The organism is Streptomyces sp. HNM0645 (genome assembly GCF_030056615.1).
Lineage (GTDB): Bacteria > Actinomycetota > Actinomycetes > Streptomycetales > Streptomycetaceae > Streptomyces > Streptomyces marianii.
This window is the reverse complement of sequence record NZ_JASHLT010000064.1, coordinates 1-15,679: the sequence shown is the minus strand read 5'-3', so window position 1 is coordinate 15,679 and position 15,679 is coordinate 1. Positions and strand designations below refer to the sequence as shown.

Sequence of the window (15,679 nt, the reverse complement as noted above, 5' to 3'; positions counted from 1 at the left end):
CGTGTACCCGGCGAGCGGCCGACCACCGGGGGGCGCGCAGCTCAGCCGGTGCGCGGAACATCGTGCCGGCAGCGCCCGTGGAGGGGCATCATGCCCAGGCCCGGCAGCCGCCACGGGACGGCACAGGGGTTTCTCCTACCGTGACTCCCGCCGGCATTGCCGTTCACCGGCAATCTTTACGTACCCTTGACGCCCGGGGCCCGTTCCGTGCCGGCATCGCGCCGCCCGGCACCCGGACCTCCGCGGCGCGCGACAGCGCCGGGAAACGCCTCAAGCCGGGGGAACGGGAGAGCGCATGGCGGATCGGACAGCCCCCGAGTACTACGCGGCGGGGTACGACGAGATCCTGGTCGCGGCCTGCACCACGGGACGCAGGCTCACCCGAAACGAGCTCGAATCGCTCCGGCTCCAGGGCGAGCGAGCAGCCGAGGCGGGCGTCGGCCTGCGGGCACTCGTACGGGTGCTGCTGGGCGCCGCCCGAGCGGTCCGCTCGACGCTCGCGCCCGACGCGGCCGACCACCTGCTCGCCGCCGTCGAGCAGGCGGTCGACGCCTTCGGGGAGGGCCACGAGCGCGCGCAACGGCTCGCCGTGCGCCAGGAGGAGGCGGCCCGGCGCGAGTTCATCGACGATCTGCTCTACGGGCGCAGCGACCTGGGGCGTCTGGCCGAGCGCGCGGAGCGCTTCGGGCTGCTCCTCTCCCATGCGCACGCCGTCGCCGCCGCGCAGGGCGGGGAACCGTTCGGCGACGGCTCGCCCGCGACGCGGCGGATCGAGTCCGCGCTGCTGGCCCGCTTCGGCGACCGCCGGATCCTGCTCACCACCAAGGACGGCCGGCTGATCTGCATCGCCCCGGGGGACCAGTCGGACGTCCTCGCCTTCTTCGCCAAACAGGCGTACGCGGCCGCGGAGGGGGGCCATGTGGCCATCGGGCGCGCCCATCCGGGCGCGGGCGGAGTCGTCCACTCGTACGAGGAGGCGCTGAACGCCCTGGACCTGGCGGAGCGCATGAGCCTGGAGGATCCCGTACTCCGGGCCGCGGACCTGCTGGTGTATCCCGTGCTCACCCGCGACCGGCAGGCCATGACCGACCTCGTGGAGAGCGTCCTCGGTCCGCTGCGGGAGGCCCGTGGCGGCGCCAGGCCGCTGATCGGGACGCTCGCTGCCTACTTCGACAGCGGCTGTGTAGCGGCCGAGGCGGCGCGCCGGCTGTCGCTCAGCGTGCGGGCCATGACGTACCGGCTCGACCGCATCCACAAGCTGACGGGTGCCGATCCGGCGGATCCCGTGCACCGATACACGCTCCAGACGGCCGTCATCGGCGCGCGTTTCCTCGACTGGCCCGAGCAGGAGGCGTGAGCCGCCGCGGAATGCGGCGTCACCGGCCGGGTCGGGGTTCCGGTTCCGGGCCGGGGGTCCGGCCGGGCGGATCGGTCCGCCGGGCGGGCCGGACCGCCCTATACGGCATGGGAACTCGGCGCGGGAGGCCCGGCGCGCGGATTTTGCCGCCCCTTTCCCCGGCCGTCACTGCTTGGAACCGGCAACCTCTACGGCGGAACACTGCCGGGAGCAGGCATCGAATGCGCTCCGGGGCGGTATCCGGCGTGCTCAGGGCCTCCCCGCAACGGGCCCGCGGCCGCACGACGCACCCTTTCCGCAGGTCAACGCCTCAGTACCGAGACGCGGCGAGCACACACAGCCAGCCGTCGTGGACGTTCGGTGAACGGGGACGTGCTTCCGGATAACGGTCTCGTCACGCTCGCAGGCAATTCCCTTGGTTACTCGCCGTTATGTGATTCCGATCACCCAGTGATGCACAAAAACCGTGTTAGAACTGCGCAACTCCGCAGATGGCCTCGTGCCGTGACGCGGGGCGCGCCGGTCCCCGCCGGCGCGGCACGACCAGGGCGATCAGGTTCGAGTCCGCGGACCGACGCGCCCCGGGTCGCCGAACGGACAACGGCGTTCGCTCCAAGACCGCACACCTTCCGGCGCAGCCTTCCCTGCGCCGGTCCTGCGCCATGAGGTAGCCACTGTGTCACTCGACTCCATGACCGAATCCGTCGACAAGGCAGTCAGCGGATTCTTCGAACCCATCGCCAGCTGGCTCGGAGAAGTCGTCTTCTACTCCGTCCCCGTCGCCGGGACGGAACTCCCCCTCATCGTCGCCTGGCTCGTCGTCGCCGGCCTCGTCTTCTCCACCTGGTTCGGGCTGGTCCAGATACGGAAGTTCCGCCTCGCCGTCGACGTGGTGCGCGGGAAGTACGACGAGAAGGGGTCGGCCGGTGAGGTCAACCACTTCCAGGCCCTGACCGCGGCCGTCTCCGGCACCGTCGGCCTCGGCAACATCGCGGGTGTCGCCGTCGCCGTCTCCATCGGTGGCCCCGGCGCGACCTTCTGGATGATCCTCTGCGGTCTGCTGGGCATGGCCACGAAGTTCGTCGAGGTCACCCTCGGCGTGAAGTACCGCGAGGTCCACGCGGACGGCACCGTCTCCGGCGGCCCGATGCACTACCTCCCCAAGGGCATGGCCGACCGCTTCGGCAAGAACGGCAAGACCTTCGGCAAGGTGCTCGCCGTCCTGGCCTCCTTCATGGTCCTGTTCTTCGGCCTCTTCGGCGGCAACCTCTTCCAGGTCAACCAGAGCTACGCGCAGCTCGTCTCCGTCGCCGGCGGCGAGAACGGCGCTCTCGGCTCCTCCGCGGGCGCCCTGTTCTTCGGCATCCTCATCGCCGCGCTCGTCGGCATCGTGCTGCTCGGCGGCATCCGCTCCATCGCCAACGTCACCAGCAAGCTGGTGCCGTCGATGGCGGCCATCTACATCGCCGCCTGTCTGATCGTCATCCTCGTGAACGTCACGGCCGTGCCCGACGCGGTCGTCACGATCGTCGAGGGCGCCTTCAACCCCGAGGGCGTCGCCGGTGGTGTCCTCGGCGCGCTGATCATCGGCTTCAAGCGCGCGGCGTTCTCCAACGAGGCCGGTCTCGGCTCCGCCCCGATCGCGCACTCCGCGGTGAAGACCAAGCACCCCGCGAGCGAGGGCCTGGTCGCCCTGCTGGAGCCGTTCATCGACACGGTCATCATCTGCACCATGACGGCCCTCACCATCGTGATCGCCAACCCGGCGAGCTGGGTCGAGGCGCGTGCGGGCGAGTCGATCGGCGGCGTCACCATCACCTCGGACGCCTTCGGCACGGTGCTGCCCTGGTTCCCGTACATCCTCACCATCGCGGTGCTGCTCTTCGCCATCTCGACGGTGCTGACGTGGGGCTACTACTGCCTCAAGGCCTGGACGCACCTCTTCGGCCGCAGCAAGGCCAGCGAGATCACCTTCAAGGTGCTCTACACGCTGTTCGCCGTCGCGGGCTCGCTGCTCACCCTGCAGACCCTGATCGACATGGCCGACGCGGTTCTCTTCATGCTGGCGGTCATCAACATCATCGGTCTCTACCTGCTCGCCCCGATCGTCAAGCGGGAACTGAGCACCTTCCTGGAGTACGTCCGGGCCCGCAAGGCGGGCGAGAAGGTCGACTCCGACGACGACCAGGAGTCGGTGAAGACCACCGCCTGACCGCCCTCGCGGTCCGGCTCCCGGAGGGGCCGCATGCGCCCGCGCCTTGCGCATGCGGCCCCTTCCTGCACGTTCCCGCAGGTGGGGTGCTGTCTGGTGACAGCACCCGCCTTCTGGTTAGGGTGTTAAGAACGCGTCAACGCGACGCGAGGTGTGCCGGGAAGTCTGGTCGGCGGCAAAGGGCGCAGTGTGCCCGCAACATCGACGGCCCGGAGGCCCTCCTTATGTCAGACGCTCCGCGTCAGCGCACCACCTTCCTCGGCCTGCTGCCGCTGCCCGAGCGCAACGCCGTGGCCCAGGCGCTGCGTACGGAGACGGTCGGCGGACTCGTCCTGCTCGCCGCGGCGGTCGTCGCGCTCGTATGGGCGAACAGCCCGTGGAGCGGCGTCTACGAGCGGATACGCGACTTCCACTTCGGCATCCCCGCCCTCGGCCTCGACCTCTCCGTCGGCCACTGGACCGCCGACGGTCTCCTCGCCGTCTTCTTCCTGGTCGCCGGGATCGAGCTCAAGCGAGAGCTCGTCGTCGGCGAACTCCGCAACCCCGCCACCGCCGCCCTGCCGGTGATCGCGGCGATCTGCGGCATGATCGTGCCCGCCGCGCTCTACATCGCCGTCGCCATGCCCGCGGGGGGCTCACCGGACGGCTGGGCCGTACCGATGGCCACCGACATCGCCTTCGCGCTCGCGGTCCTCGCCGTCCTCAGCACCCATCTGCCCGCCGCTCTCCGCGCGTTCCTGCTCACGCTCGCCGTCGTCGACGACCTCGGCGCGATCCTGATCATCGCGGTGTTCTTCACCAGCGACCTGAACTTCGCGGCGCTCGGCGGGGCCTTCGCCGGACTGGCCCTCTTCTACGTGCTCCAGCGCCTGCGTGTCAGGGGCTGGTGGTGGTACGTGCCGCTCGGCGTAGCCATCTGGGCGCTGATGTACAACGGCGGGGTCCATGCCACGGTCGCGGGCGTCGCCATGGGCCTGATCCTGCGCACCACCCGCGACAAGGGCGAGGACGCGTCCCCCGCCGAGCGCACCTCGCATCTGCTGCACCCGGTCTCGGCCGGCGTGGCGGTGCCGCTGTTCGCCCTGTTCGCCGCAGGCGTCGGCATCTCCGGAGCGGCCCTGTCCGAGGTCTTCACCCGTCCCGAACCGCTCGGGGTCGTCCTCGGGCTCGTCGTCGGCAAGACGGTCGGCATCTTCGCCGGCACCTATCTCGCCGCTCGCTACACCCGCGCCCGGCTCAACCCGGATCTCGAGTGGGCGGACGTCTTCTCCCTGGCGGTCCTGGCGGGCATCGGCTTCACCGTGGCCCTCCTCATCGGGGAGCTCGCCTTCCCCGACCCGTCCGGGGCCGAGCAGATCAAGGCTGCGGTCCTGGTCGGATCGCTGATCGCGGCGGGCCTCGCCGCCTTGCTGATCAAACGCCGCAACGCCGTCTACCGCCGCCTCTACGAGGAGGAGACGCGCGACGACGACGCGGACGGGATCCCCGACATCTACCAGCGGGCGGACTCGGCCCCCGCAGCACCCGACACCGCCCGGTGACGGAGCCCGACCCGGCCTCGCACGGAGGGACCGCCCCGGGCTCCCGTCCCCGGGCGGCCGACCCGTCCGCGGGCGTGAGATGACGCCCGGGTGGCGGGTTCCGGCGGGAGCGGAGCCGCGGCGACCTCCGCTCCCGCCGGAACCCGGCACCCGGTGTTATGTTCGATCAATGAGCATGGCGGGAAGCGGCAGGACAACGGAACACGACGTCCTCTCGGAAGTCGATGGCCGCGGTCCCGGAGCGTGGCCGGATGCGGCCGGAGTACCCGCGGACCTGCTGGCCGCGAAGGACCTCGTCTACGACCCCAGTGGGTTCACGTGCTCCCGCCCCGTACCGGAACCGGAGAGCGCCGACTACGGCGCGTGCGGGTTCACGCTCGACGGCCTCTCCGTCAGATTCCGCACGGCCAGAACGACGCCGACGAAGGCGGGTCAGTTCGTCACGGTGTGGAAGAGGTCCGCGAGCGGGCCCATCCAGCCCTTCGACTCCGCGGACGACGTCGCCCTTCTCGTCGTCAGCACGCGTGAGGGCGGGAGTCTCGGACAGTTCGTGTTTCCCCGGGACGTGCTCTGCGAACGGGGCGTCTTCGCCCGCAACGGCTCCGGGGGCAAGCGGGCTCTCCGCGTCTATCCGCCATGGGTGACGACCACCAGCCGGCAGGCCGGTGCCTCACAGGAGTGGCAGACGAAGCACTTCCTGCATCTGCCCGCCGACGGCTCCGTCGACACCGGCCGGGCCCGCTCGCTGTACCACGCGGCCGGTGTGTGACCTCCCGGCGCCCGCCCCCCGCTGATGGTCGGCGCCGGCTCTGCGCCGCGCGGACGTACCCCGTGGCGGCCGGCACCCGGAAGGCGGGCCTTCCTTACTACCGCGTTCCCGCAGTGAGCCGCTTCTCGAACCAGTGGTGGGCGTAGGGCTCGTCGTTGAAGGCGGGGACCTCGGCGTAACCGCTGTCGCGGTAGAGACGCGTGGCCGCCTCCAGGGCCTTGTTGGTGTCGAGCCGCACCAGTTCGCAGCCGTGCCGGGCCGCGCGTTCCTCGAGTTCGGACAGGAGGCGCCGGGCCAGGCCGAGCCCTCGGGCATCGGGGCGGACCCACAGCCGTTTGATCTCGGCGGGTGCTCCGGACGGCAGCTTGAGCCCGCCGCAGCCCACCGGCTCCCCGTGCAGCCGGGCCACGAGGAACAGTCCGCGCGGCGCGCGCAGTTCTCCCGGGTCGGGCAGCAGACTGTTCGCGGGGTCGAAGCCCCCGTCGAAGAGCTCCCCCAGTTCTGCGGCGTAGGACCGCAGGCAGTGCGCGGCGTCCGGGTGATCGGGGTCGAGCACGGCCAAGGTGACCGTCGAAGCGGTCAGCAGTCGCTCGACCTCCGCCATGGCCGAAGTCAGCCGGTCCCGTTGCCGGGCGTTGAGCGGGGCGAGGAGCGATGCGGCGAGTGCGTCGCTGCGGCCGTCGAGAAGAGCGCGCTCCTGCCGCCCGGCCTCGGTCAGCCGTACGGTGCGGACCCGCCGGTCGCGAGGGTGGGGCTCGACGGCGACGAGGCCGTCCCGTTCGAGCGCGCGCAGCAACCGGCTCACATAGCCGGAGTCGAGGCCGAGCCGGTCCCGTACGCCGCGGACGTCGTGCGTGTCGCCGTCGCCGATCTGCCAGAGCAGCCGAGCCTGCCCGTACGGGCGTGCTCCGCCCAGATAGTGGTCGTGCAGCACTCCCACTCGTTCGGCGACCGTCCGGTTGAAGCGCCGCACCTGGTCCACCTGCTCCTCAATCATCCTCTGACTTTAGTCAGAGAAAAACGGCCAGGCAAGCCGGCCGGCGCGAGGAGCCCGGCGTGGCGGTACCCGGCGCGAGCGGCGCGGGTCCCGCTCGCCGGCCGGTACACGGGACGGTGGCGTGCGGGGAACCGCACCACGAGGACATGAATCGCGGTTGGCGGGCATGTGCGAGACGCTGGACCGAAGAGCGCGCCCCGCAAGGGCGACCAGTCGCGGGGAGGCGCGCCGACGGCGTCGACCGCATGTCGGGCTTGACACCCGCACCCGAGCGAGGAAGGCGGGCTGTGATGAGCGATCCGGGGACGGGCCCCACCGGACCGGGCGACGGCGCGCCGGCCCCACTCTCGGCGATACGGCTGAACGTCAACGATCACATGTGGCGACTAGAGGTGGATCCACGGACCTCGCTGCTCGACGCGCTGCGCGAGCACCTGCGCCTGAGCGGGACGAAGAAGGGGTGCGACCACGGTCAGTGCGGCGCCTGCACGGTGCTGGTCAACGGCCGGCGCGTAAACTCCTGTTTGTCGCTGGCCGTCATGCACGAGGACGACGAGATCGTCACGATCGAGGGCCTCGGCGATCCCGACCACCTGCACCCCGTGCAGCGCGCCTTCGTCGAGAAGGACGGCTTCCAGTGCGGCTACTGCACACCGGGGCAGATCTGTTCGGCCGTCGGCATGCTCGCCGAGGTGGAGGCGGGATGGCCCAGCCACGCCACCGCCGACGTGGCCTCGCCGCACATCGCCCTGACGGACGCGGAGATCCGCGAGCGGATGAGCGGCAACATCTGCCGGTGCGCCGCCTATCCGAACATCGTCGCGGCCATCCGCGGCACGGCGGAAGGCGGCACGGCGTGAGGTCCTTCACCTACGAGCGGGCAACGGACCCGCAGGCCGCCGTCGCCGCGGTGTCCAGGAACGGTGCGAAGTTCATCAGCGGCGGCACCAATCTGCTGGACCTGATGAAGCTGGACATCGAGAAGCCGAGCCATCTGGTCGACATCAGCCGGCTCCCGCTGCGCGCCATGGAGGAACACCCGGACGGCGGGCTGCGTATCGGCGCCCAGGCGCCGAACTCCGACGTGGCCGCCGACGCTCTGGTCCGTACCCGTTATCCGGTGCTGTCGGAGGCGCTGGTGTCCGGTGCCTCGGGCCAGTTGCGCAACAAGGCGTCCACAGGGGGAAACCTGCTGCAGCGCACCCGGTGCCCCTACTTCTACGACACCGCCGCGGGCTGCAACAAGCGCGAGCCCGGAAGCGGGTGTTCGGCCATCGGCGGGTTCAACCGCATACACGCGATCCTCGGCGCGAGTGGATCCTGCATCGCCACCCACCCCTCGGACATGGCCGTGGCCCTGACGGTGCTGGACGCGGAGATCGAACTGCTCGACGCCGACGGGGCGGTGCGCCGCGTCGCCATCACCGACTTCTACCGGCTGCCCGGCGACACACCGCACATCGAGACCGTGCTGCGGCCCGGCGAGATGATCACGAGCGTCGTCCTGCCGCCGCCCCCGCCCGGCCGGCAGAGGTACCGCAAGGTCCGCGACCGGGCGTCGTACGAGTTCGCGCTGGTCTCCGTGGCGGCCGTCGTGTCGACGACCGACGCGGGAAGCGTCCGCGAGGCCCGGGTGGCGTTCGGCGGTGTGGCGCACAAACCGTGGCGGTCCGCCGAGGCGGAGGCGGCGCTGACCGGCCGCCCCGCCGAGATGGCCACGTATCGCGCCGCGGCCGAGGCGGCCATGCGCGACGCAGCCGGACAGGGGCACAACGACTTCAAGATCGAGCTGGCCGGGCGCACCCTGTGCCGCACGCTGGCACAGGTGGCCGGGACCGGCTGAGTACCGCCAGGCGGCCGGGACCGACCGGGCCCGGGAGCGGACCGGCGGGCAAACCGGCTCCGCAGGAGGAGGCGAGATGATCGGGCACGCTGTGGACCGCGTCGACGGGCCGCTCAAGGCGACCGGGCGGGCAGTCTACGCGTACGAGCACTGGGAGGCCGGCCCGCCGCTCTACGGCTTCATCGTCGGGGCGACGATCGGCAAGGGCCGCATCACCCGGATCGACACCGAGGAGGCCGAGCGGGCGCCCGATGTGCATCTGGTGATGACCCACCTCAACGCCCCGGCGCAGGGCCCCCGCGACGAATCCGTTTCCTTCGAGTACTGGCGTGCCCAGCCGGAGCTCACCGGCCCCGAGATCCACTACTACGGCGAACCGGTGGCGCTCGTCGTCGCCGGCACCCTCGAGCAGGCCCGGGCCGCGGCCGACCTCGTCGAGGTCGAGTACAGCACCGGGCGGGGGCGTTTCGACTTCACCGAGTTCGAGGACGACGTCTACATCCCGAAGGTGGTCAACGCCGGTATCCCCACCGACACCGAGGTGGGCGACTTCGACGCCGGGTTCGACGACGCGGAGGTCAAGCTCGACCAGCACTACACGACGCCGTACGAGTTCTCGTTGCCGATAGAGCCGAATGCGTGTCTGGCGGAACCGCGCGGCGAGGACCTGGTCGTCTACGTCAGCTCCCAGATCGTCAACGCGGCGCAGGTCTCGGTCGCCACGACGCTCCGGATGGACCCCGAGCGGGTCCACGCCGTCGCCCCCTTCGTCGGCGGGGGGTTCGGCTCAAAACTGGGCATCCACTCGGAGACGATCCTGGCGGCGCTCGCCGCCCGCACACTGCGCCGACCGGTGAAGGTCGCGATGACCCGCCAGCAGGTCTTCCAACTCGTCGGCATGCGCCCGACTTCGCGCCAGCGGGTCCGGCTGGGCGCTGAGCGCGACGGGCGGCTGACGGCGATCGCCCACGACGTCACGATGCACACCAACCCCGACGTCGAGTACGCCGAGCAGACCGCCGCCACCACCCGCAGCCTGTACGCCGCGCCCCACCGGTTGACCAGCCACCGGCTGGCGGCGCTCGACCTGCCGCGCGGGACGGACGTCCGCGCGCCGGGCGAGGCGCCGGGCATGCTGGCGGTCGAGTCGGCGATGGACGAGCTGGCCCACGCGCTCGGCCTGGACCCGGTCGAGCTGCGCATCCGCAACGAGCCCACCGTCGACCCCGAGCGGAACGTGCCGTACAGCGAACGGCGGTTGGTCGACTGCCTGCGCGAAGGCGCCCGCCGGTTCGGGTGGGAGCACCGCCCGGTCACGCCTGCGAGTGTGCGCGACGGACGGTGGCTGGTCGGGTACGGCATGTCGGCGGCCATCCGCGGGCACTTCCAGGGGCCGACGACGGTGCGCGTGCGGCTGGAGGCGGACGGCACCGCCGTTGTCCGGACGGACATGACCGACATCGGCACGGGCACGTACACGATCCTCACCCAGGTCGCGGCCGAGGGACTCGGACTCCCGCTCGAACAGGTGCGGATCGAGCTCGGGCACTCCGACCTCCCCACCAGCTGGGGCTCCGGAGGGTCGTGGGGCGCCACCAACTCGTGCACCGCGACCCACCGGGCGTGCCTGGCCCTGCGCGCGGAGTTGCTGGAGGCGGCCTGTGGCGACGCACGCTCTCCGCTCCACGGACTGGACCCGGCAGACGCGGTGTTCTCCGACGGAAGCGTCGGCATCGGCGGTGCGTCCGAGACCCTGGGAGGGATCGTCGCGCGCAGCCGTCCCGACGGTGTGGAGGCCGAGGGCCGGGTCCGCTACATGGGCGATGAACCGAACTACTCCGACTACTCGATCAACACCTACGGGGCCCATTTCGCAGAGGTGGGCGTCGACGCGGACACGGCCGAGATCCGCCTGCGGCGGATGCTCGGTGTGTTCTCGGTGGGCCGGGTCCTCAACCCGAAGACGACCCGCTCGCAGCTGATCGGCGGCATGATCTGGGGTGTCGGCGCGGCCCTCGAGGAGGAGGCCGTCGTCGACCCGCGGTCCGGCGCCTTCGTCAACCGGGATCTCGCGGGCTACCTGGTCCCCGTGCACGCCGACATCACCGACGTCGACGCCGTCGTCCTGGACGGCTACGACGACAAGGCCAACGTACTGGGCGCGAAGGGCGTCGGTGAGCTGGGCATCTGCGGTGCCGGTGCGTCCGTTGCGAACGCGGTGTTCAACGCCACCGGTGTGCGGGTGCGCGACTTCCCCGTCACCATCGAGAAGGTGCTGCCCGGGCTGCCGCCGATGGCTGCCTGAAGACGAGTTCCCCGTCGCCGGGCGGTGAACGGCGCCCCCACGCACCGGTCCGTCCGCGCCGTAGGGTTACGCCCCCGTGCCGACCTTGCGTCAGGCCGCGGCCGCCGGCCCTCGTACGCCTCGCCTACCGGCCGGAGAAGAGGCAGCCGCCGGGGAAGGTGCCCGGCCCGGCCGTCGCCCCGGCCTCCCCCTCCTCGCGCGTATCGCCACACTCCTCGCGGGCGGCGGCAGGTCAGTCCGTCAGCCCGGTCGTCGCCGCGGCGGCAAGGGCGGTCACCGCACTTCGCGTCCAGGAGTACTGGGCCCTGCGGCGTGCCGTCCGGTCGTCGAAGGCCGGGTAGCCGAAGGCTCCACCGGTGTTCTGCTGTGCGATCAGGAAGGACACGGCGTCCCGAGTGATGCGATGGTGGCCCCAACCCTCCTGGACGAGGGTGCGGAGCGTCCCCGCCATCTGCCCCAGGTGGTAGGTCTCCCGGGCTTCGCACAGGGAGACCGCGGCGTGGAGAGGATAGAGGTGCCGTTCTCGGCGCGTGGTCTGCCGGGGAATCGCCGAGGCGACGGACTGGCTGAGGACGCCGAGGCTGATCAGCCGGTGCACACCTCCGGCGATGTCGGCGGGGATGCTCTCGAGGGAGGCGACCGCGTCGGCGGTGGCTTTGAGGTGTTCGTCCAGGGAGGGGCAGTGGACCTCCGCCCGACGGAGCGCCAGGGCGAACTCTCCTGCGATCTCCATGCCCTGCTCCTGCCAGAAGGCCGGGGCGGCGTCCGCGAGGTGCGCCGCGTAGCACTCGAGTGAGGGGCGGGCGAGGTCGTGTTCCTGGATCGCGGACGCGCCGACAGCCGCGGCGGTGACCCCGGCGAGGCCGGAGCGGTGGTCCTGCTCCGGAGCCGCGTCGCACAGCCACATCACCGCGCGCCTCAGGGGCGTCCGCAGGGGGACGTCCTCGGCAGGCGGAGTCGGGGGCGGCTGGCTGCGGCGCCGCGGACTGCGCTCGAGCAGACCGGCCAGCGCGGCGACGATGGTGGTGTGGTATCCCTCGGCCCAGTGGCGAAAGTCGCTGTCCCCGGCGTCGGTTCCGGGGTGGAGCACCCCTTCGGGGCCGTTCACACGACCGTTGCCGTCCTGGACCGACTCCAGGAAGGCCCAGGCGCGGTCCGCCGCGTAGGAGTCGGTGACACCGAGGCAGTACAGGCAGCACAACAGCTCCCCGACGAGGTCGGCGTTGGCGCGTGCCTCGGCCAGGACGAGGAGCGCTTCGAGGAGTTCGACGCCCTCACCGGGCCGGAACCCGCGGGGCCATGCCGGGTCGCGCAGGCCGAAGTCGGTGGCGTAGAAGATGGTGTGGGTGATGGCGTAGACGTCTCGGTCGGCCAGCTTCAGCACGTTCGGGCGCCGGCACAGGAGCGAGTACGGCAGGACATCGTCCATCGGGGACAGGTCGTGCTCGATTCCGCACAGGTACAGGGTGTGGAGCAGGTCCAGCTGCCGGTACGGAACTCGCTCGAAAGCCGCCGCGTACCCGCCTTCCGCGGCCTGCCGGATGATGCGCTCGAACTCGGGGGCGTCGCGGCCGCACAGCCGCAGCGCCGCGTACGTGCCGGCGTACAGCAGCAGGGCGCTCTCGTCCCGCGCGATCATCTCCCGATAGGAGGGCTCCCGGGCCACGTCCTCGACCTGCTCGAGAATGGACGCGTAGTCGTCCGTGAGCGGCGAATCGTCGAGCCGGGCCCGCAGTCCTGCCAGGAACGCCGTCTCGATCAGCGCCTTGCGGGTGAAGAGCACACTGTCCGGCCGGGCGCTGCGCGGGTCCAGCAGGGCCCGGCGCGCAGCGAGCCAGGCGACCGCCCGGTCCTCCACCGCGCGCCTTCGAGACGACCGGACGCCGGGCTGTTCTGTTCTCACCGTGATCCTCCCGGCAGTCATCTTGCGTCGTTCGTTCAGCTGTCAGTGGGCGCCGCGGCGTCCGCTACCTCGTTGGCGACGACCAGGACGTAGCGTTCCCAGGCCAATACATAGCCCGCGACATCGTCCAGCTGGCTGACCTGGCCGACCACACGCTCCAGCGGAACGCTGAGATCGACCAGTCCACTGGTCCTGAGGAAATCCAGCGCTTTGCGCGCATCGACCGACGGTGGACAGGACATGACGCACCTCCTGTTCGGAGTCCGGCATTTCCCGTCCACTATCTGACCAACGGGCATGGCAGCGGAATATGCGTACAGAAACTCATACAGTCATATCTGCTCTGTTGTGCGGATGGATGGGCAGATCGAGGGCACCCCGGCGCCTCGCCCCACCAGGCGACCGTGACCGCGTACGCAGGCCCGCCGGCTCCCCGTACACCACCGCCCGCCGTGTGCTCTTCCCCGGGGACCGGATAGTCGGCCCGGATGTTCGAGCATCGACGTGTACGGGGCGCGAGTGTTCTCCTGAGCGGCTGGGTGGTGCCGGCGGCCGTGGAGAGGTGGACGGAGAAGGCGTCGTGGCCTTCCGCGGTATCGGCCGGGCTCCTGTGGTCGGGCGTGGTGGCGGGTGCCTGGTGGTTTGCCGAGTGGACGCAGGCCGGACGGCTTCGCGCGGGCGCCGCGGACACCGGCACGGGCACCGGCGGGAAGAGGAACGGCGGTTGGCCGGCCAACGGGCGCGCCGGAGTCGCTGACGCAAGGGGAACCCGGGTGCTCGGGGAGTGGCCGCCGTGGACGCGGGTGCGCGACGCGCCGAAGACGGAACGGGGAGCGGGCCGACGCGTGTTGCGGACCCGGGTACCCTCCTCGCGCGCGTCGAGCGGTGCCGTCGGCCGCGCGGTCGTGTCGGGGCCGTCCGAAGGAACACGGAACGGTGCGGGTCGCCGGCGGGGTCCAGGGCGACCGGTCGCAGGTCAGCGGTGGGCGGCGGGAGGTCGGCCGGACCGTCCGTCGCCGCCTCGGCGTCGGGCCGACACGGCAGCAGCGGCCGCGCGCCCGCCCCGCCGGCCGGAGTACGGCCGGCCGCCGAGGAGCCGCCTTCCAGGGAGCGGTGGCCGCGGACTCCGCCGCCAACGAGGCCCGGGACCTCTGCACCGCATACGGAGCGGGAATCGGGCTGCCGGAGGTGTTGGGACCGCGCCCCGGCGGCGGCCGGGGCGGGCGAACGGGTGATCTTCAGGGCGGCCGGTCTGCCTCGACGGGGCAGCGGCTGCGCGTGGCGACATGAACGAATCGCTGCATGCTCTCCGTCTGCGTTCCGCCCTGCCCGCATGCCTCGTCGTCTGCTCCGCCCTGCTCGTCGCCGGCTGCGGCGGCGACGGGGGCACCAGGGGTCCGGCGGCCGTCGCCACCCCGGCGGCCCCGACCGGCGTCAGCCCGACCGTCGCCACCCCGGCGGCCCCGACCGGCGTCAGCCCGACCGGTTCACCGGACCCCACCGGCACCGGGCCCGCCCCACCGACGACCAGGTCNGTTCACCGGACCCCACCGGCACCGGGCCCGCCCCACCGACGACCAGGTCGCACGCATGTCGCTGGTGCAGGCGGCCGAGGTCCCCTGGGACAAGGCCGCGGACACGGCCGTCGGCACCGTCGCCGGGAGCAAGTTGGTCGGGATCGAGCTGAGGCGTTACAAGGGCGGCGCCACCGCCTCACCCGTACCGAGCGAGCCCCGGCAGCCCCGAGTGGACCGCCGAGGTGGCCGACCAGAACGGCACGGTCCACCGGGTCCTCGTGGACGGGGTGTCCGGCACGGTGCCGCGGTCCCAGCCGGAGACCGGTCAGGACGCGGACGACATGCGTGAGCTCACCGACCGCCTGACCAGGGCTCAGGTGTCGCCCGCGCAAGCGGTGAAGACGGCCACGGAGAGGAAGCAGGGAACCATCACCGACGTCCACCTGGGCGACGAGGACAACACGCTCGTGTGGTCGGTGGACGTCGTCAACCAGCAGGACTGGAGCAAGACGGCCTGCGACATCGACACCGCCACCGGCGAGGTCCTGCGCGAGCAGGTGGACAAGGGCTGACCTTCCGCGGGCCGACACGGGACGTCCGCCCGGCGCCCGGGCGAGGCGCTCACGGGAGCCGGTCGCGCCCGCCGGGCGTCGGTCCGGGCCGCGCCCGGAGCCGGTCGAGCGCCCCGGGCGTCGGTCCGGACCGCGCCGGGCGCACCGCCGCACGGGGCGACAGAGCCGGCTGCGACGAGAGGTCCGGAACGTCCGGACCGTTCGGACGCACAGCCGGGGGTCGCCTCCTGCGGCGCGCGGAGGACTTCCCTGCGACGGCGCCCGTGCCCGTCATCACGGAAGGCTGCTGCGATGTCCTGCGCGTGCGGCCCGAGCACGCCCATCTCGTCCCGGAGGGTGCCTCGCTCCCCTTCACGCCCCGCGGGCCGGTGTTCCGGCTCAGCTGAGACCGACCGCGGCCCCCTCTGCGGGGCACCGCGGACCGTGCGGTCTCCGTGAACACCCCGGGCCGGGTGCGCCTCGTGGACCGCGAGGTCCCCTGGGGCCGGGAGGCCGCCGGCGCCGCCCAGGCGGGTGTCCGCAGGTCAGCAGCGCAGCGCGCCTTCGGCGCGCGCCGTGGGCGTGGTAAATCCCGTGGCGTGCGCCGGGGGTGCTTCTGTCTGCCCTGACGTGAGTTGCTACGGGTCCGGGACGCTGGAGGGGTTCGTTCCGGCCGAAACCGAG

General features: G+C 71.8%; 11 protein-coding genes and 1 pseudogene. 9 read left to right on the top strand and 3 right to left on the bottom strand.

Features of this window, described 5'->3' with window-relative positions; translation table 11 throughout:
• Positions 1–295: 295 nt before the first annotated feature.
• The 4 genes from QMZ92_RS32180 to QMZ92_RS32165 all read left to right on the top strand — a co-directional run bounded on the left by QMZ92_RS32180 (position 296) and on the right by QMZ92_RS32165 (position 5,879).
• A complete protein-coding gene (locus tag QMZ92_RS32180) occupies positions 296–1,357 on the top strand; it encodes a PucR family transcriptional regulator (RefSeq protein WP_283301109.1) in 1,062 nt (353 codons plus the stop codon).
• A 676-nt stretch (positions 1,358–2,033) separates the two neighbouring features.
• Positions 2,034–3,569 carry an alanine/glycine:cation symporter family protein gene (locus QMZ92_RS32175; protein ID WP_283301108.1) on the top strand — a complete coding sequence of 512 codons (1,536 nt, stop codon included), beginning with the start codon at positions 2,034–2,036 and terminating at the stop codon, positions 3,567–3,569.
• A 224-nt stretch (positions 3,570–3,793) separates the two neighbouring features.
• Positions 3,794–5,110, top strand: coding sequence for a Na+/H+ antiporter NhaA (gene nhaA, locus QMZ92_RS32170; protein WP_283301107.1), 1,317 nt, complete (start codon positions 3,794–3,796; stop codon positions 5,108–5,110).
• A 169-nt stretch (positions 5,111–5,279) separates the two neighbouring features.
• Entirely contained in the window at positions 5,280–5,879 is a 600-nt protein-coding gene (locus QMZ92_RS32165; RefSeq protein ID WP_502962185.1) for a MepB family protein, read from the top strand.
• Positions 5,880–5,976: 97 nt separating this feature from the next.
• Here the strand turns inward: QMZ92_RS32165 and QMZ92_RS32160 are convergent, their stop codons facing one another.
• On the bottom strand, positions 5,977–6,876 hold the full coding sequence (locus tag QMZ92_RS32160; RefSeq protein ID WP_283301106.1) for a bifunctional helix-turn-helix transcriptional regulator/GNAT family N-acetyltransferase: 900 nt from the start codon (positions 6,874–6,876) through the stop codon (positions 5,977–5,979).
• 290 nt (positions 6,877–7,166) lie between these two features.
• Between QMZ92_RS32160 and QMZ92_RS32155 the strand changes: the two genes are divergently transcribed.
• The 3 genes from QMZ92_RS32155 (at position 7,167) to QMZ92_RS32145 (ending at position 11,024) form a co-directional block, all read left to right on the top strand.
• On the top strand, positions 7,167–7,736 hold the full coding sequence (locus tag QMZ92_RS32155; protein WP_283301104.1) for a 2Fe-2S iron-sulfur cluster-binding protein: 570 nt from the start codon (positions 7,167–7,169) through the stop codon (positions 7,734–7,736).
• Positions 7,733–8,719: an FAD binding domain-containing protein gene (locus QMZ92_RS32150; RefSeq protein WP_283301103.1), complete on the top strand. Its 987-nt coding sequence runs from the start codon at positions 7,733–7,735 to the stop codon at positions 8,717–8,719. Before QMZ92_RS32155 ends, QMZ92_RS32150 begins: the two co-directional genes overlap by 4 nt.
• Positions 8,720–8,795: 76 nt before the next feature.
• Complete coding sequence (locus tag QMZ92_RS32145) at positions 8,796–11,024, top strand: xanthine dehydrogenase family protein molybdopterin-binding subunit (protein WP_283301102.1); 2,229 nt, start codon at positions 8,796–8,798, stop codon at positions 11,022–11,024.
• Between the two features lie 232 nt (positions 11,025–11,256).
• On the opposite strand, the gene QMZ92_RS32140 is transcribed toward QMZ92_RS32145, so the two are convergent.
• Positions 11,257–12,927 (bottom strand): DUF6895 family protein, encoded by a 1,671-nt coding sequence (locus QMZ92_RS32140; RefSeq protein WP_283301101.1) that lies wholly within the window; start codon positions 12,925–12,927, stop codon positions 11,257–11,259.
• A gap of 35 nt (positions 12,928–12,962) precedes the next feature.
• Entirely contained in the window at positions 12,963–13,169 is a 207-nt protein-coding gene (locus QMZ92_RS32135) for a hypothetical protein (protein ID WP_138052150.1), read from the bottom strand.
• Positions 13,170–14,686: 1,517 nt separating this feature from the next.
• Between QMZ92_RS32135 and QMZ92_RS32130 the strand changes: the two genes are divergently transcribed.
• Together QMZ92_RS32130 and QMZ92_RS36605 are read left to right on the top strand one after the other, a co-directional pair.
• Complete coding sequence (locus QMZ92_RS32130; RefSeq protein WP_283301100.1) at positions 14,687–15,016, top strand: PepSY domain-containing protein; 330 nt, start codon at positions 14,687–14,689, stop codon at positions 15,014–15,016.
• A gap of 134 nt (positions 15,017–15,150) precedes the next feature.
• Positions 15,151–15,402: pseudogene (locus QMZ92_RS36605) on the top strand (hypothetical protein); the annotation flags it as partial.
• Positions 15,403–15,679: the final 277 nt, after the last annotated feature.

Bases quoted from the DNA above. Each gene is read 5' to 3' on its own strand.
- QMZ92_RS32165 (WP_502962185.1), top strand. From the start codon at position 5,280: ATGAGCATGGCGGGAAGCGGCAGGACAACGGAACACGACGTCCTCTCG.
- QMZ92_RS32180 (WP_283301109.1), top strand. From the start codon at position 296: ATGGCGGATCGGACAGCCCCCGAGTACTACGCGGCGGGGTACGACGAG.
- QMZ92_RS32160 (WP_283301106.1), bottom strand. From the start codon at position 6,876: ATGATTGAGGAGCAGGTGGACCAGGTGCGGCGCTTCAACCGGACGGTC.
- QMZ92_RS32145 (WP_283301102.1), top strand. From the start codon at position 8,796: ATGATCGGGCACGCTGTGGACCGCGTCGACGGGCCGCTCAAGGCGACC.
- QMZ92_RS32135 (WP_138052150.1), bottom strand. From the start codon at position 13,169: ATGTCCTGTCCACCGTCGGTCGATGCGCGCAAAGCGCTGGATTTCCTC.
- QMZ92_RS32155 (WP_283301104.1), top strand. From the start codon at position 7,167: ATGAGCGATCCGGGGACGGGCCCCACCGGACCGGGCGACGGCGCGCCG.
- nhaA (WP_283301107.1), top strand. From the start codon at position 3,794: ATGTCAGACGCTCCGCGTCAGCGCACCACCTTCCTCGGCCTGCTGCCG.